Below are 23,816 nucleotides of genomic sequence, written 5' to 3' on the forward strand. Positions count from 1 at the left end.
GTTTTTTCTACAGCGCGAAGCCGGCCTGGCGCAGCAGCTGGGCAGTCTCGAACATCGGGAGCCCCATGATGCCCGAATGCGAGCCGCTGATGTGCTCGACGAAGGCCGCCGCCCGCCCCTGGATGGCATAGGCCCCGGCCTTGCCCTCGGGTTCGCCGCTGGCGACGTAGGCAGCGATGCGCCGCTTCTCGACGGCGGCGAAGCGCACGCGCGACACGCTCAGCGCCGCGTGCCGGCGCCTGCCGTGCTGCAGCGCCACGGCCGTCAGCACCCGGTGCGTGCGGCCGGAGAGCATGGCCAGCATGCGCTGCGCGTCCTGCGCATCCGCGGGCTTGCCCAGGATGGCGCGGCCGAAGGCGACCGTGGTGTCGGCGCACAGCACCGGGGCCGGCGGCAGGCCCAGGCGGCGATGGCGCGCCACCGCCGCATCCAGCTTGAGCGCGGTGACGCGCTGCACGTAGGCGGTGGGCGATTCGCCGGGCTGCACGTGTTCCAGCGCCTCGGCGTCCTCCTCGGGGCCGGCCAACAGCAGCTCGTGGCGAACGCCGAGCAGGCCCAGCAGCTGCGCGCGGCGCGGGCTCTGCGACGCGAGGTAGATGAAAGCGTCCTTCATTCGCGGTGGTAGGGATGGCCTGCGTTGACCGACCAGGCGCGGTAGAGCTGCTCGACGAGCAGCACGCGGGCCATCGCGTGGGGCAAGGTGAGGTCCGAGAGCCGGATGCGTTCGTGCGCGGCGGCCTTGAAGGCGGGGTCCAGCCCGTCGGGGCCGCCGATCACCAGGGCGACGTCGTCGCCCTCGCCCTGCCAGGCCTGCAGCCGCGCTGCGAGCGCCTTGGTGGTGAGCGCCGTCCCGCGCTCGTCCAGCACCACGATGCGCATGCCTTTGGCGATGGCCGCCTCGATGCGCTCGCGCTCGGCGGCGTAGAGCGTCTCCAGGGTCTTGGAGCCGCGCGGCTCGGTCTTGACGGCGCGCAACTCGAGCTTGAGCTCGGGCGGGAAGCGCTTGGCGTAGTCGTCCCAGGCGGTCTGTGCCCAGTCGGGCATACGCTGCCCGACCGCGACCACCAGCAGCTTCATGCGCGCGCCGTGGCGGTCTTGCGCGGCGCCTTCTTCGCCGGGGCGGCCTTCTTCGCCGGAGCCGCCTTCTTGACAGCGGCCTTCTTGGCAGGCGCCTTGTTCACGACCACGGTCTTGACCGGCGTCTTCTTCGCCGGCGCCTTCCCGGCTGCCGTTTTCCTGGGCGCCGGCTTCGGCTTGGCGGCGGCGTCCGCCGCGCGCTGTGCGGTCTTGGCCGCGCTGGAGCGCCTCAGCGAGGGGCTGGGACTCTTCGCGGCCGGCGCCTTCTCCTCGGCCGATCGGGCCGAGATCGGCTTGGGGGCGCCCAGCTTGGCGCGCACCGGCTTGTCGCCCCAGATCTCTTCCAGGTGGTAGTACTGGCGGATGGCCGGCTGCATGATGTGCGCCACCGCGGCGCCGCAGTCGACGATGATCCACTCGCCGTTCTCCTCGCCCTCCACGCGCGGCTTGTTGAAGCCGGCATCGCGCACGGCGTCGCGCACGCTGGCGGCCAATGCCTTGGTCTGGCGGTTGGAGGTGCCCGAGGCGACGATCACGCGCTCGAACAGCGGCGAGAGGTGCTCGGTGTCGAAGACCTGGATGTTCTGCGCCTTGACGTCCTCGAGGCCATCGATGATGGCTCTCTGGAGTTTCTGGGTGTCTTTCTTGGCGGCGGCTTCAGTACTCATCAGGTGGAACGGTAAAGGTGGTGTTGGTCAATATAGCGTGCAACCGCCGGCGGAACCAGTTCAAAGAGGTCCTGTGCCTGCGCGGCGCGCTTGCGGATCTCGGTGGCGCTGGTGTCCATGGGCGCGAGCGCGAGCGTCTCGAAGCGCGCGCCGGGCGGGAGGCCCGGCAGCGCCTGGGGATCGAAGGGCCCGGCGCCGGTGGCACCGGGACGGTGCGCGACCGCGACGACGGCAAGGCCGAGGATCTCGCGCCAGCCGTGCCACCGGGGCAGCGACGCGGCCTGGTCGGCGCCCATGATCAGCACCCGTTCAGCCTCCGGCCGCTCCTGTTGCAGCTCGCGCAGCGTGTCCAGAGTGTAGGTGGGTCCGGCGCGCCGCAGCTCCCGGGCGTCGACGACGGCGCCCGGCAGGCCCTCGAAGGCCAGCTGCGCCATCGCGAGGCGATGCCCGCCGGCGCTCAGCGCGCGCTCCTTGTGCCAGGCGTCGCCGGTCGGGAAGATGCGCAGCTCGGCCAAGCCCAGCTGCGCCAGCGCGGCCTGCACCAAAGCGACATGCGCGTTGTGCGGCGGATCGAAGGCACCGCCGAAAACGCCGACTCGAGGCCTGTTCAGAGCCATTCGCGGCGCACGATGAAATCGCTGTAGAGCGCCGCTTCGGGCGTGCCTGGCTCCGGCTCGCGGCGGTAGGCCCAGCTGGCCTGCGGCGGCATCGACAGCAGGATGGATTCGGTGCGCCCGCCCGACTGCAGCCCGAAATGCGTGCCGCGGTCCCAGACCAGATTGAACTCCACGTAGCGCCCGCGCCGGTAGAGCTGGAAGGCGCGCTCGCGCTCGCCCCAAGGCATGGCGCGGCGGCGCTCGACGATCGGCAGGTAGGCCGGCAGGAAGGCGTCGCCGACCGAACGCAGCATCTCGAAGCTGCGCTCGAAGCCCAGCTCCGCGAAGTCGTCGAAGAAGATGCCGCCGATGCCGCGCTGCTCGTTGCGGTGCTTGAGGAAGAAATACTCGTCGCACCAGGTCTTGAAGCGCGGGTACTTGTCCTCGCCGAAGGGCGCCAGCGCGTCGCGGCAGGCGCGGTGGAAATGCACCGCGTCCTCCTCGAAGCCGTAGTACGGCGTCAGGTCCATGCCGCCGCCGAACCAGCACACCGGCTCGCCTTGCGCCGGCAGCGCGGCCAGCATGCGCACATTCATGTGTACCGTGGGCACGTAGGGGTTGCGCGGATGGAACACCAGCGAGACGCCCATCGCCTCGAAAGGCGCGCCGGCCAGTTCGGGCCGGTGCTGGGTGGCCGAGGGTGGCAGCTTCGGGCCGCGCACCTGCGAGAAGCCGCAGCCCGCGCGCTCGAACAGGGCGCCGTCCTCCAGGATGCAGGTCAGGCCGCTGCCCTGCAGCGGCTCCTCGGGCGCCTTCTGCCACGCGTCGCGCACGCAGGCCTGGCCGTCGGCTGCCTCGACCGCGGCCACGATGCGCTGCTGCAGGCCCCGCAGGTAATCGCCGACGGCTTGGGGATCGTCGGGCATCAACCGTGGGGCGTGCGCGCCTGGACGGCGCGATACCCGATGTCCTTGCGGTACTGCGCCCCATCGAAATGGATGCGCGCCGCCACCGCGTAGGCGCGCTGCTGCGCCTGCTTGACGCTGTCGGCCAGCACGGTGACGCACAGCACGCGCCCGCCGCTGGTCTTCAGCTCGCCGTTCTCGAGCGTGGTGCCGGCGTGGAAGACGACGGCATCGGGCGCCTCGGGCGAGATGCCGTGGATGGCATCGCCCTTGCGCGGCGACAAGGGGTAGCCCTGCGCGGCCATCACCACGCCGAGCGCGACGCGGCGGTCCCAGTCGAGCTCGATCTGGTCCAGTGTGCCGTCGGTGGCGTGCCAGAACACCTCGAACAGGTCGGACTTGAGCCGCATCATGATCGGCTGGGTCTCGGGGTCGCCCATGCGGCAGTTGAATTCCAGCGTCTTGGGGTGGCCGGCGGCGTCGATCATCAGGCCGGCGTAGAGGAAGCCGGTGTAGGGGATGCCGTCCTTCTCCATGCCGCGGATGGTGGGCAGGATGATTTCGCGCATGGCGCGCGCATGCACCTCGGCCGTGACCACCGGTGCCGGCGAATAGGCCCCCATGCCGCCGGTGTTGGGGCCCTGGTCGTCGTCCTGCAGGCGCTTGTGGTCCTGGCTGGTGGCAAGCGCGGTCACGTTCACGCCGTCGCACAGCACGATGAAGCTGGCTTCCTCGCCCTGCAGGAACTCCTCGATCACGACGCGCGCGCCGCCCTCGTTGTGCGAGATGCCCAGCTTGTTGTCCACCAGCATGAAGTCGATGGCCTCGTGCGCTTCCTGCAGCGTCGTTGCCACCACCACGCCCTTGCCCGCCGCCAGGCCGTCGGCCTTGATGACGATGGGCACGCCCTTGGCGTCCACGTAGGCATGGGCTGCCCCGGGGTGGGTGAAGGCCTCGTATTCGGCCGAGGGGATGTTGTGGCGCTTCATGAAGGCCTTGGAGAAGGCCTTGGAGCTCTCCAGCTGCGCTGCGGCCTTGGTCGGGCCGAAGATGCGCAGCCCGTGCGCGCGGAATTCGTCCACCACGCCGGCCGCCAGCGGCGCCTCGGGGCCGACCACGGTGAGCGCGATCTTTTCCTTCAGGGCCCAGGCCCGCAGCGCGGCGGGCTCGGCGATGTCGATGCATTCGTAGCGCGAATCCGCACGCGTGCCGCCGTTGCCCGGCGCCACGTAGACGCGGCTCACGCGCGCGGCCTGGGCCAGGCGCCACGCCAGTGCGTGCTCGCGGCCCCCTCCCCCGATCACCAGTACCTTCATTCGCAGGCTTTCATGGGCACCCTCATTCGGAGAGCGCAGCGTTGTGATAGACATCCTGCACGTCGTCGAGGTCCTCGAGCGCGTCGAGCAGCTTCTGCATCTTGGCGGCGTCCTCGCCGGCCAGCTCGATGGTGTTCTCGGCCCGCATCGTGACCTCTGCCACCTCGGGCTTGAGGCCGGCGGCTTCCAGCGCATCGCGCACCGCCTCGAAGTCGCCGGGCGCGGTCAGCACTTCGATCGCACCGTCCTCGTCTGTCACCACGTCTTCGGCGCCGGCCTCCAGCGCGACCTCCATCACCTTGTCCTCGCTGGTGCCGGGCGCGAACACGAGCTGCCCGCAATGCTTGAACTGGAAGGCGACCGAGCCTTCGGTGCCCATGTTGCCGCCGTGCTTGCCGAAGGCGTGGCGCACCTCGGCCACGGTGCGCACGCGGTTGTCGGTCATGGTGTCGACGATGATGGCGGCACCGCCGATGCCGTAGCCCTCGTAGCGGATTTCCTCGTAGCTGACGCCTTCGAGGTTGCCGGTGGCCTTGTCGATGTTGCGCTTGATGGTGTCGGCCGGCAGGTTGACCGCCTTGGCCTTGTCGACCGCCAGCCGCAGGCGGGGGTTGGCGCTCAGGTCGCCGCCGCCGGCCTTGGCCGCGACCATGATTTCACGTATCGCACGGGTCCAGAGCTTGCCGCGCTTCTCGTCCTGCCGGCCCTTCCTGTGCTGAATATTTGCCCATTTGCTGTGTCCGGCCATGGCAGTCGTTCTCGCTATCTCGTGTTTTCAAAGCAGGTAGGGAGTTTACTTGTCCGCCGCGTACAACGGCCCCGCGTCCTACAGCGGGAGCACAGATCCTTTTTGGGATAATCCGCCGCTGATGCGCCAGGCCAGCTCGGGCATCTCCGGTTTCCATCCCTCACAGCGCATGAATATTCCTCCAACAACGAATGCCGAAGCCGCAGCACCTGCACCGGAGCACTGCGACGTGCTCGTGATCGGCGGCGGCCCGGCCGGCTCCACCGCCGCGGCGCTGCTGGCACAGCAGGGCCGCAAGGTGGTGCTGCTCGAGAAGGAGCACCATCCGCGCTTCCACATCGGCGAGTCGCTGCTGCCCGCCAACGTGCAGCTGTTCGACCGCCTGGGCCTGCGCGAGGACATCGAGCGCATCGGCATGCCCAAGTTCGGCGTGGAATTCGTCTCCCCCGACCACGACCACGTCGCCATGGTCGAGTTCGCCGACGCCTGGGACAAGACCATGCCCTACGCCTGGCAGGTCCGGCGCTCCGAGATGGACGAGATCCTGTTCCGCAACGCCGGCGCCCGCGGCGCGCAGACGATCGAAGGCTGCCGCGTGCGCGATGTCCAGTTCGACGCCGAGGGCGCCACGGTCAGCGCCCGCCTCGACGACGGCGCCGCGCGCAGCTGGCGCGCCCGCTTCGTGCTCGACGCTTCCGGCCGCGACACCTTCCTGTCGAACAAGCTCAAGGCCAAGAAGAAGAACCCGAAGCACAACAGCTCGGCCCTCTTCGGCCATTTCCGCAACGCCGACCGGCTACCGGGCAAGCTCGAGGGCAACATCACCATCTTCTGGTTCGCGCACGGCTGGTTCTGGTACATCCCGCTGGCCGACGGCACCACCAGCATCGGCGCCGTCTGCTGGCCCTACTACCTCAAGTCGCGCAGCAAGCCCCTCAAGGATTTCTTTGCCGACACCATCGCGCTCTGCCCGCAACTGTCCGCGCGCCTGTCCCAGGCCACGCTGGTGGACGATGCGGTCTACGCCACCGGCAACTATTCGTACACCAGCACGCATTGCAGCGGCGAGCGCTACCTGATGCTGGGCGACGCCTACACCTTCATCGACCCGGTGTTCTCCTCGGGCGTCTACCTCGCCATGTACAGCGCCTTCGAAGGCGCCGAGGTGGTGGCCGCCACGCTCGACCGGCCCGCCGCTGCCGCTGCGGCGCGGCAGCGCTTCGAGCGCGACATGCGCAGGGGCCCGCGCGAGTTCTCCTGGTTCATCTTCCGCGTGACCAATCCCACCATCCGCGAATTCTTCATGTACCCGCAAAACCCGTTCCGCGTGAAGGAAGCACTGCTCTCGCTCCTGGCCGGCGACATCTACGGCAAGACGCCGATCTGGCGCTCGCTGCGGCTGCTCAAGGCCCTGTACTACCTGGTGTCGGCCGGCCATCCGCGCCGCACCTGGCTGTCCTGGCAGCGGCGGCGCCGGAACATCCGCGACCTCGGGCCGCTCGCCGGCGAAAACGTGGGCGAGGCCAGGTGAGCGCCGCCCGGCCGCCCGAAGGCGCGAAGGCCCCCTCGGGGGGCAGCGCAGTACACGAAGTGACAAGCGTGGGGGCACTATTGAGCGCCGCCCGGCCGCCCGAAGGCGCTCGCCCCCTCCTTCAGGAGGGGGTGCGCGAAGTCCACGAAGTGACAAGCCTGGGGGAGGTTCTCCAGTGAGCGCACGCGACTTCAACGGGGTGCCGCCCTTGCGCGTCGAGCGACTGTCGCTGTCCCAGAGCCTGGCGCTGCCCCTGAGCGGGCAGGCGCCTTTCGGCGCGCTGGGCTACGGCACACCCGCACACCTGTCCTGGATGCCCACCGTCAACGCGCGCGTGCTGTCCGAGGCCGGCGCCATGGCCGACGTGTGGCATGCCAGCGAGCACGTCGAATCCGGCATCACCGGCGCGGTGCGCTGGCGCTGCGACGGCCACTGGATGCTCGGGGCCATCGACCTCGACGAGACGAGCGAAGGGGCCGACCTCGCCGAGCCGGCCCACCGCGCCTACCGCGACCTCTTCCAGTCGCTCGCGCAGACCGGCTGCACCCACCTGCTGCGCGTCTGGAACTACCTGCCGCGCATCAACGCCGACGGCGGCGGCCTCGAGCGCTACCGCCAGTTCAACCTCGGCCGCCAGCAGGCTTTCGTCGAGGCCGGCCAGGCCGCCTTCGAAGGCGCGCCGGCCGCCTGCGCCCTGGGCATTCACCAGGGCGCCCTGAGCATCCGCTTCCTGGCCGGGCGCGTCGCGCCGCTGCCGGTGGAGAACCCGCGGCAGGTCTCGGCCTACCACTACCCGCCGGCCTACGGCCCGCGTTCGCCCACCTTCTCGCGCGCGGCGCTGGCCGAGCTCGGCGGCGGCGACGTGGCGCTGTTCATCTCGGGCACGGCCAGCATCGTCGGGCACGAGACGGTGCACCCGGGCGATGTGCGGGCCCAGACCGAGGAGACGCTGCGCAACCTCGAGGCCGTGATCGCCGCGGCCAACGAGTGCACGTCCGCACGCTTCGGCCTGGATTCGATCGATGCCGTGGTCTACGTGCGCCATGTTGCCGACACGCCCATCGTGCGCCAGGTGCTCGAACGGAGGCTCGGCGCTCACTCCCACATGCTGCGCCACGCGGTCTACCTGGAGGCGGACATCTGCCGCCAGGACCTGCTGGTGGAGATCGAAGCCCATGCCGTCGCCGCCGGCTCGCTGGGCGCCTGACGGTACGGGCTCGCCATGAAGCGCCTCTTGCGCTGGATCGTCTCCATCCCGCTCGCCCTGCTGCTCTACGCCCTGCTAGCGCTGCTGGGCGGCATCTCGCTGGCCTGGAACCTGGTCGCGATGCTGCTCTACCCGGTGCTGCCCGCGCGCACCGGCCGCGCCCTGGGCCGCCGCGTGATCGCGCTGGCCTACCGCGCCTTCTGGGCCACCGCCTCGGCCGTGGGGATGATGCGCATCGATGCCAGCTGCCTCGACGCGCTGCGCGACGAGCGCGGGGTGATCTTCGTCGCCAACCACCCCACCATGCTCGACGCCCTGCTGCTGGTGGCACGCCTGCCGCGCAGCGCCTGCATCATGAAGGCCGACCTGATGCGCAACATCTTCCTCGGCGCGGGCGCGCGGATGGCGCGCTACATCCGCAACGACTCGGCGCGCACCATGGTGAAGCTCGCGGTCGAGGACCTCAAGGCCGGCGGCCAGCTGGTGATCTTCCCCGAGGGCACGCGCACCGTGACGCCGCCGCTCAACGCCTTCCGACCAGGCGTCACGCTGATCGCCAAGCTGGCACAGGCGCCGATCCAGACCGTGTTCATCGACACCGAGTCGCCGTACCTCGCCAAGGGCTGGCCGCTGTGGCGCGTGCCGCCGCTGCCCATCGTCTTCACGCTGCGGCTGGGCCGGCGCTTCGCGCCCCAGCCGGACAGCAACATGTTGCTGCACGAGATCGAACAGTATTTCCGACACCCCATGGAACAGCGCGCCACCGACGCGCAGCCCGCATGCCAGCAGTCTCGCGCACCCACCTTGTCCTGATCCCCAGCTACAACACGGGCGAGCGCCTGTTCTCCACCGTCAGCGCGGCCCGCGCGCAATGGAATCCGGTGTGGGTCGTGGTCGACGGCAGCACCGACGGCACCGGCGAGCGGCTGCAGCAGATGGCCGCCGCCGATCCCGGCCTGCGCGTCTGGCTGCTGCCGCACAACCAGGGCAAGGGCGCGGCCGTGCTGCACGGCCTGCGCGCGGCGCAGGAGGCCGGCTACACGCATGCGCTCACCATGGATTCGGACGGCCAGCATCCGGCCGACCTGATCCCCGCCTTCATGCAGGCCTCGCAGGCCCGGCCCGAGACCATGGTGCTGGGGCGGCCTGTTTTCGATGCCTCGGCGCCGCTGTTGCGGGTGCGCGGCCGCAAGGTCTCCAACAGCTGGACCCAGCTCGAAACGCTGTTCGCCGGCATCGGCGACTCGCTCTACGGCTTTCGCGTCTACCCGGTGCCGGCACTGATCGCGATCATGGAACGCCAGCCCTGGATGCGCCGCTTCGACTTCGACACCGAGGCCGTGGTGCGCCTGGCCTGGCGCGGCGTCAAGCCGGTCAACATCGACGCGCCGGTCAAGTACCTCACGGCCGAGGAAGGCGGGGTCTCGCACTTCAACTACTTGCGCGACAACGCCTTGCTGACGTGGATGCACACGCGGCTGATGATCGAGTTCGTGCTGCGCTTGCCGAGTCTGCTGCTGCGCCGGGTGCGGCGGGCGCCGCCCTTTCAGCGCTGAAGAAGGCGGAGTCCGCCTTCAGATCATCCCACCGTTGATCGAGATGATCTGCCCCGTGATGTAAGCCGCCTCCTCGCTCGCCAGGAAGCTCGCCAGCGCCGCCACCTCCTCCGGCCTGCCGGCCCGCTTCACCGGCACCAGTTGGTCGATCATCGCCTTGTCGAAGGCGCCGTCGGCCATGGGCGAGGCGATGATGCCTGGGGCGATCGCATTGACTGTCACCCCGCGCGCCGCGACTTCGAGCGACAGCGCCTTGGTCGCGCTGTTGAGCGCGCCCTTCGCCGCCGCGTAGTTGACCTGGCCGCGGTTGCCGGTGAGGGAGGCCACCGAAGACATGTTGATGATCCGCCCCCAGCGCGTGCGCAGCATGGGCAGCAGCAAGGGCTGCGTGACGCGGAAGAAGCCGTTGAGCGAGACGTCGATCACCCTGTGCCACTGCGCCGCGCGCATGCCGGGCAGCACCGCGTCGTCGTGCACGCCGGCGTTGTTGACGAGGATCTGCACCGGCCCGCCCGCCAGCATGCGCTCGCAGGCGGCGCGCGAGGCCTCGTCGCTGCCGAGGTCGAAGACATGGCACTCGGTCTGGCCGCCGGCAGCCGTGATGGCGGCCGCGAGCTCTTCGACGGCCTGCGGCCTGGAGTTGGCGTGCAGCAGCACCGTGGCGCCGTCGCGTGCCAGGCGCTGGGCGACAGCCGCGCCGAGGGCGCCGCTGGCGCCGGTGATCAATGCGCGTTTTCCGTTGAGGCTCATGAGGATCAGGCTTCCATGGCAAGCGGCGTGTTGAGCACGACCACCGCGCGGCCTTCGGCCAGCGCGCGCCCTGCTTCGTCCTTCACCGCGAATTCGTAGAGGATCTGGCTCGCATCGCCCGAAACGCGCTGCGCATGCACATGCAGCACGCCCTCGACCTCGTCGAGCCGCGGGACGGCCAGCCGCACATTGCGCGCACTGGCCAGGAAGCCGGCCGAGGGCTCGCTGCCCTCCGGTGCGATCAGGCCGCCGTGCAGAGCCATCGCCTGCGCCGCGTATTCGATCGCATTGGGGGACAGCAGGCCGCCGGCCGTGCGCAGCGGGTTGTCCGCGCGACGGTGCGTGCCGGTCGTGCAATGGATGGTGTGCGCATCCCAGGACTCCAGCCGCTCCAGCAGGCACATGCTGCCGCTGTGGGGGATCAGGCGCGCGATGCCGGTCTGATCGAGCTGCTGCGTTGCACTCATGACGACGAAGACTCCTTGCCGCGATCGGCCACCAGCAGCACGTTGGCGAAGGGCGTGCCCGCGCTCATCGGGATGCTCTGCACCTTGGAAAAGCCCAGGCGCTGCAGCAGCGAGGTCCATTCCGACAGCGGGCGCCCCCAGGTCGGCGAGACGCGGTGCCCGCGGATGCGGGTGACGGTGCGGTCCACCCACTGGCTGATCGCGAAGCCGCGCCGGCTGCCCGCGTCGCCCACGCGCAGCAGCAGCCGGCCGCCCGGCTGCAGCGCGCCGTGCACGCGGCGCAGCACGCCTTCCTGCGCGGCATGGTCCACGTAGTGCAGCACGTCGAGGATCACGACCAGGTCGCAGGCCGGCATCGCGGCCTCGCACATGTCCTCGCAGACGAAGCGCGGCGTCGGCTTCAAATGGCCGATGGAGGCCTCGGCGCGCGCCACGTCCTTGGGCATCAGCTCGATGCCGGTGTACTCGGCCGCGGCCGGCGTGGCGGCCCAGGCAGCGGGCCAGCGCCCGGGCTGCGCCTGCATGTCGGCCATCGCCGCAAGCAGGCTGGCGAACAGGCCCTGGCCGCAGCCGATGTCCACCACGCGGCGGCGGCGCTCGCCGATCAGGCTGCGCTCGATCAGGCCGCGGAATACCGGGTCGCGCCCCAGCTTGCCGCGCGCGAAACGCCAGGCGAAGTTGCCTGCCTTCTTGTAGGGCTGGGTGGTGGCTTCATGCAATTGACGCCAGGCGGCGTCGGTCGAGGGGCGGTCGTTCATGCAGGAGTAGTCAGGGCTTGCGGCAGCGTGACTGCGTGCAGGCCGTCGGTGCGAAGGCGTTCGAGCAAAGGCGGCAGGACCTCGAGCACCACCGGCCTGCCCGCTGCCGAGCGCGCAGCATGGCCATCGTGCAGCAGCAGGATGTCGCCGGCCTTCAGGTCCTTGGTGAGGCGCGCCAGCACGACGGCCGCATCGCGCTCGCGCGTGTCGAAGCCACGGCGCGTCCAGCTCACCAGCACCAGGCCCAGGCGATGCAGCACCGGCGCGAGAAAAGGATTGCGCAGCCCGGCCGGCGCGCGAAAGCAGATGGGGCGCTGGCCCGTCACTTCCTGCAGCAGCTGCTGCGCCCGCTGGATCTCGGCATGGAAGCCGCGCGGCCCGAGGAAGGAGAAGTTGTGGCGATGCCGTGCCGTGTGGTTCTGGATGCTGTGGCCGCGCGCGACGATCTCGCGTGCGAGCGCCGGGTGCACCAGCACGCGCTCGGCGATGCAGAAGAAGGTGGCCCGCTGGCCATGGGCGTCGAGCAGGTCCAGCACCTGCGGCGTGACCTCGGGGTCGGGCCCGTCGTCGATGGTGATCGCGATCTCGCCGCGCGCCGCCGAGGCCGCCGGCAGCCGCGTGATATTCGGCCCCAGCAGGCTGCTGCGCGGCGTCAGGCCGGCGGCGGTGATCAGCACATGGTTCAGCACCACCGCCCCGATGGCCCAGGGCAGCGCCCCCGGCACGAAGAGCGCCGCCGCCAGCGCCAGCAGATGCCAGCCGACGCTGGCGCGCACGACGGGCGGCCAGGGCCACGATCCGGAGGCAGGAAAGGCTTGGGACATCGCCGCCGATTCTCCCATCAGCCGCGCGGGGCGGAGGCGCGTGCGGGCCCGCGCGCGAAGGCGGCCGACAGCAGCAGCGCGAGCAGCGCACCGGGCGCGACCACGCGGCCGATGGCCGACAGCGCCGGAATGTCGGAGATCGCGATCAGCGTGAAGGACACCACCGTCGTCAGGTTGGCCAGCATCAGCGAGGCCAGCGTGTCCTCGTCGGCGCGGCCGGTCTCGCGCAGCTGGTCGAAGAAGAGCGCGTAGTTCGAGCCCACCGCCACCACCAGCAGCAGCCCCACCAGGTGCAGGATGCCCAGCGGCACCTGCAGCAGCGCCAGCCCGCCCAGCGTCAACAGCACGGCCACCAGGAGCGGCTCGCATACCGCCAGCAGCCGGCGCCCCGAGCGCAGCCACGCGCCCAGCAGCAGGACCACCGCGAGCGCCCCCAGCATCACCTGCACGAAGGCCTCGTGCAGGTAGCGCCGGTAGAGGCTGCGCAGCTCGTCGCCCACATTGACCACCTGCACCTCGGGCACCTCGGCGAGCGCGGCCTCGAGCCGCTTCGCATCGAAGCGCTCGCCCGGATGCAGCGCGATCAGCGTCGACCAGCCGCCGCCCGGGCGCTCGAACATCAGCGCGCTGACCACCGCGCCCAGCGGCCCGCCGGTCAGGTCGGAGCGGCGGATCATGGGCTGGCCGCGCGCCGTCTCCACATCGGCCAGGAAGGGCCCGAGCCGGCTGGCCGGCAAGGGCAGGCCCTGGGTGGCCTCGGCCAGCCGCGTCTTCAGGGTCGCGGCATGGGGCAGGCTGGCGATGCGCGCCGCCTGCGCGGCCTCGCTGGGCAGCACGCGGGTCACGCTCTCGAAGCCGGCGAGATCGCCCTGATCTACCAGCGCCTCGAGCTTCGCCCCGGCGGCTTCGGTATTGCGCAGGGCCGCCTGCTCGTCGGCGCCGCGCACCACCACGAGGGTGCCGCCGTCGCTGGCGCCGATGTCGGCGCGCAGTTCCTCGTCGAGCTGCTGTGCGGACTTGGGCACCGGGCTCATCGCGCTCAGGTCGGCGCGCCACAGATGGCCGCCCTGCCAGAGCACCAGAGCCAGCGCGGCAATGCCGAGGCCGACGAAGACCAGGCGCAGCCGCGGCAGCGCCCGCACGACCAGGCCCGCGATGTGCGCCATCTGGCGCCGCATGCCCATGCCGGTCGCGCCGTCGGGCGCCAGCACCGGCAGCACGAAGCGCGCAACCAGCGCGGCGGCGATCAGCCCGGCCAGCGAGAACACGCCCAGCTGCGCCAGCCCCGGGAAGCCCGAGAACACCAGCGCCGCAAAGCCGCAGACCGAGGTCAGCAGGCCCAGCCGCACCGTCGGCCAATGGATCTCGCGCCAACGCATCCAGCCCGTGCCGGGCACTGCGGCGCCGCGCGCCTGGATCAGGTAGTAGATCGCGTAGTCCACGGTCTCGCCGATCAGCGTGCTGCCGAAGCCCATCGTGAGGCCATGCACCTCGCCGAACGCCAGGCTCACGGCCGCGGTGCCGCCGACCACGCCGGTCGCGACCGGCAGCAGCGCCACCACCAGTGCGCGCGGCGAGGCGAAGGCCAGCAGCAGCAAGGCGCCCATCACGATGCCGCCGATGGTGGCGAGCTGGATGGCCTCGTGCTTGATGCGATCGCGGCTCTCGACCGAGAACACCGGCGCGCCGGTCAGTTGCAGCCGCGGGCCGGCGTCCTTCATCTCGCGCGTGGCGGCGTCGAAGGCCTGGTGGATGCGCGCGATCGCCTGCGCCTGCGCATCGAGGTCGCTGCCGGCCGCATGGGTGGTGGCCAGGATCAGCGCCCGCGGCGCGCTGCGCGAGACCCACACGCCCTGCTCGCTGCGCGGCGAGCTCGCGGGGATCAGGCCCTCGGCGATGCGCTGGGTCTCGCCGGTGGGATCGCGCTCCAGCAGCGGCTTGGTGATGTTGCCGGCCGGCGTGCCCAATTGCGAGAGCGTGTCGACGAGGGCGTCGCGCAGCCCCGCGGCGGTGAAGCGCTCCGGCCTGACATCGGGCGCCAGCTGGTAGCGGTGCTCGAAGAGCCAGGTGCCGGCCTCCTTCCAGTCGCCGGTCTCGCCGTTCTGCACCTGGTCGAAGAGCTTGCTCTCGCGCATCGATGCCGCCACGCCGCGCGACACCGCCGCGCGCTGCTCGGCATCCTTGCCGCCCTCGATCCCGATGAAGAGCGTGCGCGAGGCGATGCCGCTTTGCAGCTGCTCGATCAGCACGCGCTGCCGCTCGTCCGGGCTCGCGGGCAGAAAGGCCGAGAGGTCGGCGCTGAAATGCGTGCGCGCAATGAGCGCCATGCCGGCGGCCAGCGCGAGCAGCCAGACGACGATGGCCAGCGCGTGGCGCCCCCGGCCTGGCGCTGCTGCCTCGGGCCGGCTCACGATGCGCCGCGCACCGGCGTGATGACCATGACCGAGCGGTCGCCGCCGATGAATTCCATCTCGATGCCGAGCACTTCGCCTGCCTTGCCCGTCAACCGCAGCGAGCGCACCTGAGCGGCGAGCTTCTCGTCGATGGGCGCCAGATCCAGCGTCCACTTGTCTGGCGTACCGGTGAGCGTGCTGCGGAAGTAGCGCTGCAGGGTCTGCGCGTTGCCGTTCAAGGTGCTGCGCATGGCTTCGACCATGCCCAGCAGCTCGGGCATGCTGTCCAGCGTCAGCGTGCGGGTGCGGCCGCCGCGCGACAGGGTCAGGGTGTTGCCGTCGACCGTCATGGTCTCGGGCCGCGGCGCGAGCGTGCGCCGCGTCAGCCGGTCGGGCGCCTGGAAGCTCAGCGTGCCGCTCGCGTCCAGCGGGCCTTCGATGCCGCGCACGAAGCGCTGCTCGGTGAAGCGCGCCTCGCCGTTCTTCTGCCGGGCGAGCAGGCCCATCAGCTCGGGCAGGTCGAAGGCCCAGGCGGACGATGCAGTGAGGCAGAGGGCGGCCACCAGCCAGCGGCACCAGCGCTCAATCCGAATCTTCGAGCCAGAAGTCATGGAAGTTGAACCAGTTGTAGGGGTAGGCGCGGCACAGGGCCTCGAGCCGCTCGACATAGCGTTCGAGCGCGCCGCGGATGCGGCGTTCACGCTCGGCCGGATCGGACACGCGTTCGCTGAAGTCGGCCAGCGGCTCGAAATGGACATCGTAGCGCGCACCCCCCACATAGAGGCCGGCCATGAAGAACACCTTGCGACGCAGCAGCGCGGCCAGGCGGAACGGGCCGTCGTTGATCACGGCCGGATGACCGAGAAAGGGCAGCCTGATGCTGTTGCCGCGCTGCTGGCCTGCTTCTTCAGGCCCCGGCAGCGTGCGGTCGGCCAAGAGGCCCGCGAGGCCGCCGCCGTCCAGCCAGTCGCGCAGGTCCAGCATGGAATGCGGCCGGCCCAGCGCGATGATGTGCGGCCGCAGCCCGGGCTTGGCGATGGCCTCGAGCACTGCGGTGATCTGCTGCGCGTTGTCCTGGTACATCAGCATCGCGAGCCGCAGCTCCTTCGGTCGGCCGCTCTGGTGCTTGCAGGCGCCCATGGCCTCGAAGCTGCCGATGTGCGCACCGAGCAGGAAGGCGCCCCGCCCCGCGATCACCTCGGCCTCGACCGGCACGTTGCCATGCACGCGCACGTCGAACAGGTCCATGCGCCCGCGCAGGAAGTAGATTCGGTCGAGCACCGTGGACGCAAAGGCATGCAGCAGCCGGTAGCCATCGGCCCACCCGGCGTGCGGGCCGATGGCGCGGAACAGGTAGCGCTTGATCTGGCGGCGCGGCGTGGGCGAGAACAGCAGGAAGTACAGGCTGATCGGATGCAGCACCAGCCGCGCCAGCGGACGCCCGCAGCGGATCGCGATCCAGCAGATGACGCGCAGCGCCAGCATGTTGCTGCGCTCCGGCGTGCGCGACCAGTCAGCCTGGCGCGATTTCGCGCTGCCGGCTTCGGGGGGCTGCGCGAGGCTCATGGTGTGCTGCCCGGCGTCCAGCGGCCGCTGGCTGCGACCACCTCCGCCACCCGCACCTCGAAGCGCAGCCCGCGCGAGGCGCCGCTCTCGGGGTTGAGATCGATGCGCAGCGTGCTGCCTGGGCGCACCGGCGCCAGGAACTTGGCGGCCGCAAGCGTGGGCCGCGGGCCCAGCCGGGCCGCCAGCGCGGGGACGCCCTGTGCGGCCTCCAGCACCTCGGCCAGCAGCAAGGCGCCGGGAAGCAGCGGCTGGCCCGGGAAATGGCCTGCGAAGGCGGGATGGTCCACCGGCACCTCGTGTGTGAGCTGCACCGGCGTACCGTCGGACGCGAGCTGCGCCAGCGCGAACTCGCGCAGGGCGCGCGCCGTCAGCTTGCCGGTGCCCTCGCGCGGGAAGGCGTGCACATGCACCACGCGGCGCGGCACGAAAACCGCTTCGAGCCGCTCGCGCAGCGCGGCGATGATGGCGTGGGCGTCGAGCGCGGGCGCCACCACGAAGGCGACCGGGCGCACCACGCCGTCGGTCACGTCGTCGGGCAGCCAGAAGGCGCCGTCCTCCACAGCGGGAATGCTGTTGAGGTGGTGGTTGAGGTAGCCCAGCGAGCTGCGCCGGCCGGCGACGTGGATCAAGTCGTTGGCGCGCCCGAGCAGGCGGAAGCGCCGGTCGTCGACCAGCTCCAGCACATCGGCCATCGGCGTCGGCTCGGGCACGAAGTCGCCCGCGAAGACGAAGCGCTCGGCGCCCTCGGCATCGTGCTCGGCATGCACGCGGATCTCGCCGAAGGTCTCCCAGACCTCGCTGCGGGTCGGGCGCCGGGTCGCGACCTGGCCTGACTCCGTACTGCCGTAGATCTCGATCATCTGGCCGCCCATGGCCTGCTCGGCCTGGGCCGCGAGTTGCGGCGAGAGCGGCGCGGTGGCCGAGAGGATGAGGTCCACCGGCGGCAGCGCGATGCCCGAGAGCAGCAGCGTCTTAAGGTGAAAAGGCGTGGTCACCAGCGCGCGCGGCTGCGGCACCGAGGCCAGGGCCTGGGCGACGTCGGCCGGGAAGAAGGGCCGGCCGCTGTCGAAGGCAGCGCCGCCCAGCATCGCGAGCAGCGCCGAGGATTCGAGGCCGTAGCTGTGCTGCACCGGCACCGTCGCCACCAGCGTCAGCCCTGCCAGCGAGCGGCGCCCGAGCAGCTCGGACAGCCGGCCCACGGCGGCGGCCACGTCACCCACCAGCGTCTTCCAGGACTTGGCGTGCGGCTGCGGCGTGCCGGTGGAGCCGGAGGTCAGCAGGCTCACCGCGTGCAGGCTGCCGGCGATCGCAGGCACGGCCTGCGGGGCAGCGCCGGCGGGAGGCAGCCGATGCTCGATCTGGACGCGTGGCATGCCGGGCGTCTCGATGCCGGTGTCGTCCAGCACCGCATAGGTGCGGGAGCCCGGTTCGACGAGGCGCGCCAAGGTGTCGGGCCGCGCGTCGGGCGGCAGCAGGCTGGTCTGGCCGCGCACCAGCGCCGCCGCCAGGCCCAGTGCGAAGGCGTAGCGGTCGGTGCAGAGGTTGACCACGGGGCCGCCATCCGGCAACTGCGGGGCCAGGCGCGCCACGTCGGCCAGGAACGCGCGCGCGCTCACCGGCACGCCCGCGCGCCAGGCGAGCGGCGCGTCCGGATCGCGGTCGGCCAGGAGCGGAAGAAGTTCAGGGCTCAAGCTGGGATCACATTCATTGCCGTGCCGCCGGATCGGCCGGCGCACTGTAGAAGGCACGCACCGTGTCGATCAGGCGGGTGCGTTCGAATTCGGGATGCAGCCGGTAGCGCAGCAGATACTCGCCCACGAAGAGGACGCCCACCATCAGGGGCGTCAGCAGGTTGGCCAACACCGACCAGGCGGCGAAGGACATCGTGGCATAGACCACGATCGAGGCCAGCACCAGCAGCGCGAAGTACACGGTCCAGACGCGGGTTACGCGCCATGTGTAGTCGCGCATCGCGGGCGACAGCGGGTGGATGCGCTGCGCGAACTGGCCGATCAGCGAGAGCCGCTCGCGCCGCAGCGTGCCGCCGAACCAGCCGCAAAGCAGCGCGTTGATGCCCACGTGCTGCAGCATGTAGAGCCGGTTGGGGTCGCCCGCTTCGCCGCGCAGCACCAATGCGAAGCCCAGCACGCCGGCCACCCCTGCGATCGCCAGGCCCCATCTGCCGAAGCGGCTACCCGCGAGCCCCAGCGCCGTCAGCCACAGCGGGCCGAGCAGCACCCCCACCGCCCAGGGCTCGGCGGCGTGGAAGAGCATCATCCAATGGGAAACGCCGGCATAGGCCACCCCCGCGAGCAGCAGGAGCGCCATGCGCCATCGAGACATGGGTCAGGAGTCGCCGCGATTCTGGGCGACGTGGGCTGCGAGGCTGCGCAGCGACTGGAAGATCTGCTGGTTGCGCTCGTCGTCCGAGCGCAGCTGGAAACCGTACTTGCGCGAGACCTCCAGCGCGACTTCGAGGATGTCGATCGAATCGAGCCCCAGCCCTTCGCCGTACAGCGGCGCCGACGGCACGATCTCGGAGGGTGCGATCTCCAGATTCAGCGACTCCACCAGAAGCACGGCCAGCTCGGTCTCCAGAGCGGTCTGTTCGGGCGCATCGCCAAGGGCGGAAATGGGGGGCTGGGTCGATGACAAATGAGGGCTCCGAGAACTTTTGAATGAACTATCGCACGGGGTCGGAATTATAGGAGGCGGCCCTGGGCGGCTTGGATAGACTGCGCTCAGTACTGAAACACCCGGAGCACCCATGGCCGACCCTCTCCTGATCGCCCGCCACGACGGCATCGAATGCAGCCTCCTGCCGGGGCTTGCGAACCGCCACGGCCTGATCACCGGTGCCACCGGCACCGGCAAGACCGTTACCCTGCAGACCATCGCCGAGAAGCTCTCGGCCATCGGCGTGCCGGTGTTCATGGCCGACGTCAAGGGCGACCTGACCGGCGCCAGCCAGCCGGGCAGCATCGGCGAGAAGATGGCCGGCATCCTGAAGGAGCGCGGCCTCGAGCAGCCCCCGCCCCTGGCCTGCCCCGTCACCCTGTGGGATGTGTTCGGCGAGCAGGGCCACCCGGTGCGCGCCACCATCTCCGACATGGGGCCGCTGCTGCTGGGCCGCATGTTGAACCTCAACGAGACCCAGGCCGGCGTGCTCAACCTCGTGTTCAAGATCGCCGACGACAACGGCCTGCTGCTGCTCGACCTCAAGGACCTGCGCGCGATGCTGCAGCATGTGGGCGAGAACGCGAGCCAGTTCACCACCGAGTACGGCAACATCAGCGCCGCCAGCGTGGGCGCGATCCAGCGCGGGCTGCTCCAGATCGAGAGCCAGGGCGGCGACAAGTTCTTCGGCGAGCCCATGCTCAACATCTCGGACTTCATGCAGACCGAGGGCGGCAAGGGCGTGGTCAACATCCTGGCGGCCGACAAGCTGATGAACTCGCCCCGGCTCTACGCCACTTTCCTGCTGTGGCTGCTGTCGGAGCTGTTCGAGCAGCTGCCCGAGATCGGCGACCCGGAGCAGCCCAAGCTGGTGTTCTTCTTCGACGAGGCGCATTTGCTCTTCAACGAGGCGCCCAAGGCGCTGGTCGAGCGCATCGAGCTGGTGGTGCGGCTGGTGCGCTCCAAGGGCGTCGGCGTGTTCTTCGTGACGCAGAACCCGCTGGACATTCCCGACACGGTGCTGGCCCAGCTCGGCAACCGTGTGCAGCACGCGCTGCGCGCCTTCACGCCGCGCGACCAGAAGGCAGTGAAAGCCACGGCCACCACCATGCGACAGAAGCCGGGCCTGGACATCGAGACCGCCATCACCGAGCTGGCGGTGGGTGAGGCGCTGGTGAGCTTCCTCGATGCCAAGGGGCGGCCCAGCATCACCGAGCGCGTCTATGTGCTGCCGCCGGGCAGCCAGATCGGGCCGATCACGCCGGCGCAAAGGCAGGCCTTGATCGCGAATTCGCTGGTGGCTGGCGTGTACGAGAAGGCCGTGGACCGGGAGTCGGCCTACGAGAAGCTCAAGGGGCGGGCCGAGACGGCGCCGGATGCGCCTGCGTCTGCTGGGAAACCGGGTGGCGCAGCGCCGGCCGAATCGGGCGGCGTCATGGGCAGCCTGAACGAAATCCTGTTCGGCTCGACCGGCGCGCGGCGGCAAGCGCGATGGGCTGGCGCAGACCATGGCGAAGTCGGCGATGCGGACGATGGGGACGCAAGTGGGAAGGAGATCCTGCGGGGGGTGCTGGGGGGATCTTTGGGGCCAAGTCGCGGCGGTGAGTGCGCCCTAGAATACAGAAATCTGTACGATTGCCTCAAAAAATCATGAAGACCACCCTCGATTTGAATGACTCGCTCTTGATGGAAGCCAAAACTTTGGCCGTCCAGCAGCACACGAGCCTGACGCGCTTGATCGAGGAAGGGCTCCAGATGCGCTTGCGTGCGCAGAGGGCGCCCGCCAAAGCCGTGCGCTTGCCCGTCTACCGGGGCAAAGGAGGGCTGGCTTCGGGACTGGATGGACTCAGCAACAAGGCCATGCTGGACGCCGCCGATTCGTGACACCTGATGTCAACATCCTGGTCGCCGCCTCGCGAAGCGACCATCCGCATCATGCGACCGCCAGTGCGTGGCTCGAACAGGCCCTGATCGACGCGAATCGAGGAACACCCCTGAAGCTGCAGCCCATGGTGCTTGCGAGCTTTCTGCGACTGGTGACGCATCCCAAGATCTTCATCCATCCCACACCCATGGCCAATGCGCTGCGTTTTGTCGACGCGCTGCTGGAAGCCCCAGGCGTGGAGCAGCCCGCGCTCGGACCCGAGTGGCCGCAGATGCGCAAGCTGTGCTCCGACCTGACTCTCGCCGCCAACGATGTGCCGGACGCCTGGCTGGCTGCTGCGGCTATCCATCAAGGCGAGCATGTAGTCAGCTTCGACGGCGACTTCAAGCGTCTGCTACCAAGAGCGAAATTCACAAGACTCGCGACCGGCCCCTGAAAGCCAACACGCTACGAGAAGCCCGCGAAGCAGTTCCAAGGCCCAAGGACCCAGACAACATGGCCAGTTGCCACGCGACATGTCCTATTCCTTCTCTCCTTGCGCTTTTCGTGAAACCGGCCCCAGGGTGTCGACCCGCGTCGCAACAAGCCGGCACGCAGCAACCAAGTCAGTGACGATGCGCTCGTCGACGTTCAGATCGCCCTCGTACTCGCCGAGATTGCGAATGTCGTGACACTTCGACAGGACGCGCCAGACTTCGGGGCCGAGTCCGAGGGTGTGCGGCAGCAGCTGGAACACGATGTATCGATTGGTGGAGCGATAGCCGCTCCACCGGAGCGCCGCCAGGCACAACGCACGCGCGGCGTTATAGGCCAGATCGAAGCGGCTCTCCAATGAGAGAGAGACATTGAGCGCGTCCTGCAATCTGGCGCGTCCCGAGCGCTTGAGGCCGGCAAATTCCTTGGCGTCGGGCGGCTCTGCCTTCAAAGGCTTGCCCGGGCCACTCAGGTTCTCAAACGGCGAGGTCACTGTCGCCCCCGATGATCCAGATCTTGGGCTGTTCGAGCACCCGGGTCAGGAACGAGTCTTTCGCGTTCATGCGTTTCGCGAGTTCCCTGCGCGTGAGGATCGTCGGGTTCACGACACGGCCGAGCTTGTCGCTCGCCGCTTCCAACGCGGTGAAAATGTCCCCGTAGCTCACTTCATCACTGATCAGCATGAGGTCGATGTCGCTGCGGGCCGTGTCGGCTTTCTTGGCGACTGAACCATAGACGAATGCGGCGACGATCCGCCCTACCAAAGGCGCCAATGCTTCCCGCAGCGGCTCAGCCAGCCCGACGGTCTTCTGCACGATCCCGCACAGCTCCTCGAAGAGGGGCGAGTCGGCGTTGGCCTGATAGTGCTTCTGATTGCCGACCGCTGTCACGTTGACCAACCCGCTCTGTGCCAGACTGGCCAGTTCACGCTGAATTGCGCCCGATCCGCTCCCGGTCAACCCGATCAACTCGTTGGCATAGAAGCTGCGCGAAGGTTGGCCGAACAGCAGTCCGAGAACCCGTTGCTTCGTGCCGGAAAAAAGCGCGTCCGCGAGGCTGCTGTGCTGAGGGGAACCCAAATGCCTTGTGCCCATATTGGGCATGACTATACCCAATTTGGGCATGACCGTGCCCATATTGGGCATGATCGCACTGCCTGCCAGCTGTCTCACCACCGCAGCAACCGGTGCCCAATGAGCGCCCCCGCCACCACCGGCAGCGTCATCCCGATCACATACCAGATCGCCAGGAACGGCGCCGCCAGTTCCTGGCAGTGCAAGGCATAAACGGCGGCCCCCGCCCCCGCTGACATTGCGCCCGCCGCAGCCCCGGCCAGCGCAGGCTGGGTCGGCGCGAGACTCTTGAGCGCCACCAGCGAAGCCACGAACACCGGCACCGCGATCAGCGCGATGTTGAAGACGCAGGTCCGCCAGGTCTGCCCCCACACCATCGCCGCGCGCTCGTCGACCGGTGCCATCAGCCAAGTCACGAACCCCAGCGCCCACACCAGCAGCACCGGCACGGCCAGGCCGAGCCATGCTGCTCGCACGCGCACCCCGGGCCGCGCCAGGCGCTGCACGATCACGAAGCCGGCGACGGCGATGCAGGCCGGGAACAGCAGCTTGACCCAGAACATCGGCCAGAACAGGGTCTGCACCAAGTCGCGCCGCACACCGTACTCGAGGGCCATCACGGCAATCGACAGCGGAAGGCCGACTGCAAGCGCGAACGCAAAGCGCCGCACGGCAGCATGCCGCGGCGCCGGCTCCGCGCGGGCCGCAAGCAAGGCCACGAGTTCGTGTGTTTTCATGATGAGGACTTTCCGATCTTCAGTGCCAGCGCCTTGAGCCCCCGATGGATGCCCACCTTCACCGCCGACTCCGACATGCCGGTCAGGCGTGCCGTCTCGGCCACCGACAGGCCCTCGAGCTTGACGTGCACGATCGGCAATCGATGCCGGTCCGGCAAGGTGTCGAGCAGTCCGGCCAGATCGCGGCGCGCATCGCTGGCCTCGGTGGCCGAATCGGCGAACACGGCGAGCTCGTCATCGAGCGGATCGTGCAGCGCCTCGCGCCCGGCCTTGGACCGCAGCAGATCGATCATCTTGTAGCGCGCGATCGCATGCACCCAGGCCGTCAACGGCTGGTCGCTCTGGTAGGTGTGGCGCTGGTTGTGCATGGCGAGCAGGCATTCCTGGACAAGGTCTTCCACTTCATCGGGCCAGCCGAACAGGCGCCTGGCCAGAAAGGCGCGCAGGTGTGCGCTGAGCTTCTGCAGGAAAGCCCGGTAGGCCGCGGCATCGCCGTCCAGGCCGCGCACGAACAACTCGTGCAGCACCGTCTCCGCATCGCTCTTTGCCATCGGGCTCCCATGGATCATTCGTGCGCCGGCCCGCTCCGGTTACGGCGACGGGCAAAAA

Annotated in this window: 28 protein-coding genes; 7 read left to right on the top strand and 21 right to left on the bottom strand. The window is 69.6% G+C overall.

Annotated elements, in window-relative coordinates; translation table 11 throughout:
* Positions 1–7 precede the first annotated feature (7 nt).
* The 7 genes from GXN78_RS00130 to GXN78_RS00160 are packed head-to-tail and all read right to left on the bottom strand — an operon-like array spanning position 8 to position 5,310.
* Positions 8–613, bottom strand: a complete 606-nt coding sequence (locus GXN78_RS00130) for a Maf family protein (RefSeq protein WP_106556629.1) — start codon at positions 611–613, stop codon at positions 8–10.
* Positions 610–1,077, bottom strand: a complete 468-nt coding sequence (gene rlmH / locus GXN78_RS00135; RefSeq protein ID WP_093107651.1) for a 23S rRNA (pseudouridine(1915)-N(3))-methyltransferase RlmH — start codon at positions 1,075–1,077, stop codon at positions 610–612. Before rlmH ends, GXN78_RS00130 begins: the two co-directional genes overlap by 4 nt.
* The gene (rsfS, locus tag GXN78_RS00140; protein ID WP_106556628.1) at positions 1,074–1,745 is read right to left on the bottom strand and encodes a ribosome silencing factor; all 672 of its coding nucleotides are present in this window, start codon (positions 1,743–1,745) and stop codon (positions 1,074–1,076) included. The genes rlmH and rsfS overlap by 4 nt, the downstream gene beginning before the upstream one ends.
* Entirely contained in the window at positions 1,745–2,362 is a 618-nt protein-coding gene (gene nadD / locus GXN78_RS00145; protein ID WP_106556627.1) for a nicotinate (nicotinamide) nucleotide adenylyltransferase, read from the bottom strand. Before nadD ends, rsfS begins: the two co-directional genes overlap by 1 nt.
* Positions 2,353–3,267: an oxygen-dependent coproporphyrinogen oxidase gene (hemF, locus tag GXN78_RS00150; protein ID WP_181360540.1), complete on the bottom strand. Its 915-nt coding sequence runs from the start codon at positions 3,265–3,267 to the stop codon at positions 2,353–2,355. Before hemF ends, nadD begins: the two co-directional genes overlap by 10 nt.
* Entirely contained in the window at positions 3,267–4,562 is a 1,296-nt protein-coding gene (gene purD / locus GXN78_RS00155; RefSeq protein WP_106556625.1) for a phosphoribosylamine--glycine ligase, read from the bottom strand. The genes hemF and purD overlap by 1 nt, the downstream gene beginning before the upstream one ends.
* Positions 4,563–4,584: 22 nt before the next feature.
* Positions 4,585–5,310: a YebC/PmpR family DNA-binding transcriptional regulator gene (locus GXN78_RS00160; protein ID WP_068685400.1), complete on the bottom strand. Its 726-nt coding sequence runs from the start codon at positions 5,308–5,310 to the stop codon at positions 4,585–4,587.
* Between the two features lie 169 nt (positions 5,311–5,479).
* Between GXN78_RS00160 and GXN78_RS00165 the strand changes: the two genes are divergently transcribed.
* The 4 genes from GXN78_RS00165 (at position 5,480) to GXN78_RS00180 (ending at position 9,604) form a co-directional block, all read left to right on the top strand.
* The gene (locus tag GXN78_RS00165) at positions 5,480–6,841 is read left to right on the top strand and encodes an NAD(P)/FAD-dependent oxidoreductase (protein WP_106556720.1); all 1,362 of its coding nucleotides are present in this window, start codon (positions 5,480–5,482) and stop codon (positions 6,839–6,841) included.
* A 175-nt stretch (positions 6,842–7,016) separates the two neighbouring features.
* Entirely contained in the window at positions 7,017–8,048 is a 1,032-nt protein-coding gene (locus tag GXN78_RS00170; RefSeq protein ID WP_181360539.1) for a Rid family hydrolase, read from the top strand.
* 15 nt (positions 8,049–8,063) lie between these two features.
* Positions 8,064–8,861 (top strand): lysophospholipid acyltransferase family protein, encoded by a 798-nt coding sequence (locus GXN78_RS00175; RefSeq protein WP_106556624.1) that lies wholly within the window; start codon positions 8,064–8,066, stop codon positions 8,859–8,861.
* A complete protein-coding gene (locus GXN78_RS00180) occupies positions 8,828–9,604 on the top strand; it encodes a glycosyltransferase family 2 protein (RefSeq protein ID WP_106556623.1) in 777 nt (258 codons plus the stop codon). The genes GXN78_RS00175 and GXN78_RS00180 overlap by 34 nt, the downstream gene beginning before the upstream one ends.
* Before the next feature lie 18 nt (positions 9,605–9,622).
* Here the strand turns inward: GXN78_RS00180 and fabG are convergent, their stop codons facing one another.
* Genes fabG through GXN78_RS00230 form a run of 10 tightly spaced genes read right to left on the bottom strand, consistent with a single transcriptional unit; the run spans position 9,623 to position 19,017 of the window.
* Positions 9,623–10,354 (bottom strand): 3-oxoacyl-ACP reductase FabG, encoded by a 732-nt coding sequence (fabG, locus tag GXN78_RS00185; RefSeq protein ID WP_106556622.1) that lies wholly within the window; start codon positions 10,352–10,354, stop codon positions 9,623–9,625.
* A gap of 5 nt (positions 10,355–10,359) precedes the next feature.
* Positions 10,360–10,821, bottom strand: a complete 462-nt coding sequence (locus GXN78_RS00190) for a hydroxymyristoyl-ACP dehydratase (protein WP_106556621.1) — start codon at positions 10,819–10,821, stop codon at positions 10,360–10,362.
* Positions 10,818–11,579: a class I SAM-dependent methyltransferase gene (locus tag GXN78_RS00195; protein WP_106556620.1), complete on the bottom strand. Its 762-nt coding sequence runs from the start codon at positions 11,577–11,579 to the stop codon at positions 10,818–10,820. The genes GXN78_RS00190 and GXN78_RS00195 overlap by 4 nt, the downstream gene beginning before the upstream one ends.
* Positions 11,576–12,421 carry a polysaccharide deacetylase family protein gene (locus GXN78_RS00200; protein WP_106556619.1) on the bottom strand — a complete coding sequence of 282 codons (846 nt, stop codon included), beginning with the start codon at positions 12,419–12,421 and terminating at the stop codon, positions 11,576–11,578. Before GXN78_RS00200 ends, GXN78_RS00195 begins: the two co-directional genes overlap by 4 nt.
* Complete coding sequence (locus GXN78_RS00205; protein ID WP_239142552.1) at positions 12,421–14,814, bottom strand: MMPL family transporter; 2,394 nt, start codon at positions 14,812–14,814, stop codon at positions 12,421–12,423. The genes GXN78_RS00200 and GXN78_RS00205 overlap by 1 nt, the downstream gene beginning before the upstream one ends.
* Positions 14,811–15,407 carry a LolA-related protein gene (locus GXN78_RS00210; protein ID WP_106556618.1) on the bottom strand — a complete coding sequence of 199 codons (597 nt, stop codon included), beginning with the start codon at positions 15,405–15,407 and terminating at the stop codon, positions 14,811–14,813. Before GXN78_RS00210 ends, GXN78_RS00205 begins: the two co-directional genes overlap by 4 nt.
* The gene (locus GXN78_RS00215; RefSeq protein ID WP_106556617.1) at positions 15,379–16,362 is read right to left on the bottom strand and encodes an acyl-CoA synthetase; all 984 of its coding nucleotides are present in this window, start codon (positions 16,360–16,362) and stop codon (positions 15,379–15,381) included. Before GXN78_RS00215 ends, GXN78_RS00210 begins: the two co-directional genes overlap by 29 nt.
* Positions 16,359–18,053 carry an AMP-binding protein gene (locus GXN78_RS00220; RefSeq protein WP_106556616.1) on the bottom strand — a complete coding sequence of 565 codons (1,695 nt, stop codon included), beginning with the start codon at positions 18,051–18,053 and terminating at the stop codon, positions 16,359–16,361. The genes GXN78_RS00215 and GXN78_RS00220 overlap by 4 nt, the downstream gene beginning before the upstream one ends.
* Positions 18,054–18,066: 13 nt before the next feature.
* Positions 18,067–18,690: a hypothetical protein gene (locus GXN78_RS00225; protein WP_239142553.1), complete on the bottom strand. Its 624-nt coding sequence runs from the start codon at positions 18,688–18,690 to the stop codon at positions 18,067–18,069.
* Between the two features lie 18 nt (positions 18,691–18,708).
* Complete coding sequence (locus GXN78_RS00230) at positions 18,709–19,017, bottom strand: phosphopantetheine-binding protein (RefSeq protein WP_106556614.1); 309 nt, start codon at positions 19,015–19,017, stop codon at positions 18,709–18,711.
* 112 nt (positions 19,018–19,129) lie between these two features.
* Between GXN78_RS00230 and GXN78_RS00235 the strand changes: the two genes are divergently transcribed.
* From GXN78_RS00235 to GXN78_RS00245, 3 genes are read left to right on the top strand one after another with little or no spacing between them, the layout of a single operon-like run.
* Positions 19,130–20,692 carry a helicase HerA-like domain-containing protein gene (locus GXN78_RS00235; RefSeq protein WP_239142554.1) on the top strand — a complete coding sequence of 521 codons (1,563 nt, stop codon included), beginning with the start codon at positions 19,130–19,132 and terminating at the stop codon, positions 20,690–20,692.
* A complete protein-coding gene (locus tag GXN78_RS00240; RefSeq protein WP_106556612.1) occupies positions 20,689–20,922 on the top strand; it encodes a DUF6364 family protein in 234 nt (77 codons plus the stop codon). The genes GXN78_RS00235 and GXN78_RS00240 overlap by 4 nt, the downstream gene beginning before the upstream one ends.
* On the top strand, positions 20,919–21,359 hold the full coding sequence (locus GXN78_RS00245) for a TA system VapC family ribonuclease toxin (RefSeq protein WP_106556611.1): 441 nt from the start codon (positions 20,919–20,921) through the stop codon (positions 21,357–21,359). The genes GXN78_RS00240 and GXN78_RS00245 overlap by 4 nt, the downstream gene beginning before the upstream one ends.
* An 84-nt stretch (positions 21,360–21,443) precedes the next feature.
* Here the strand turns inward: GXN78_RS00245 and GXN78_RS00250 are convergent, their stop codons facing one another.
* The 4 genes from GXN78_RS00250 to GXN78_RS00265 are packed head-to-tail and all read right to left on the bottom strand — an operon-like array spanning position 21,444 to position 23,758.
* Positions 21,444–21,890, bottom strand: coding sequence for a hypothetical protein (locus GXN78_RS00250; protein WP_106556610.1), 447 nt, complete (start codon positions 21,888–21,890; stop codon positions 21,444–21,446).
* Complete coding sequence (locus GXN78_RS00255; protein ID WP_239142555.1) at positions 21,874–22,542, bottom strand: nucleotidyltransferase domain-containing protein; 669 nt, start codon at positions 22,540–22,542, stop codon at positions 21,874–21,876. Before GXN78_RS00255 ends, GXN78_RS00250 begins: the two co-directional genes overlap by 17 nt.
* A 23-nt stretch (positions 22,543–22,565) precedes the next feature.
* The gene (locus tag GXN78_RS00260; RefSeq protein WP_106556609.1) at positions 22,566–23,207 is read right to left on the bottom strand and encodes a DUF1109 domain-containing protein; all 642 of its coding nucleotides are present in this window, start codon (positions 23,205–23,207) and stop codon (positions 22,566–22,568) included.
* Positions 23,204–23,758, bottom strand: a complete 555-nt coding sequence (locus GXN78_RS00265) for a sigma-70 family RNA polymerase sigma factor (RefSeq protein ID WP_106556608.1) — start codon at positions 23,756–23,758, stop codon at positions 23,204–23,206. The genes GXN78_RS00260 and GXN78_RS00265 overlap by 4 nt, the downstream gene beginning before the upstream one ends.
* Positions 23,759–23,816: the final 58 nt, after the last annotated feature.

Source organism: Variovorax sp. WS11 (assembly GCF_010499245.1).
Taxonomy (GTDB): Bacteria; Pseudomonadota; Gammaproteobacteria; order Burkholderiales; family Burkholderiaceae_C; genus Variovorax.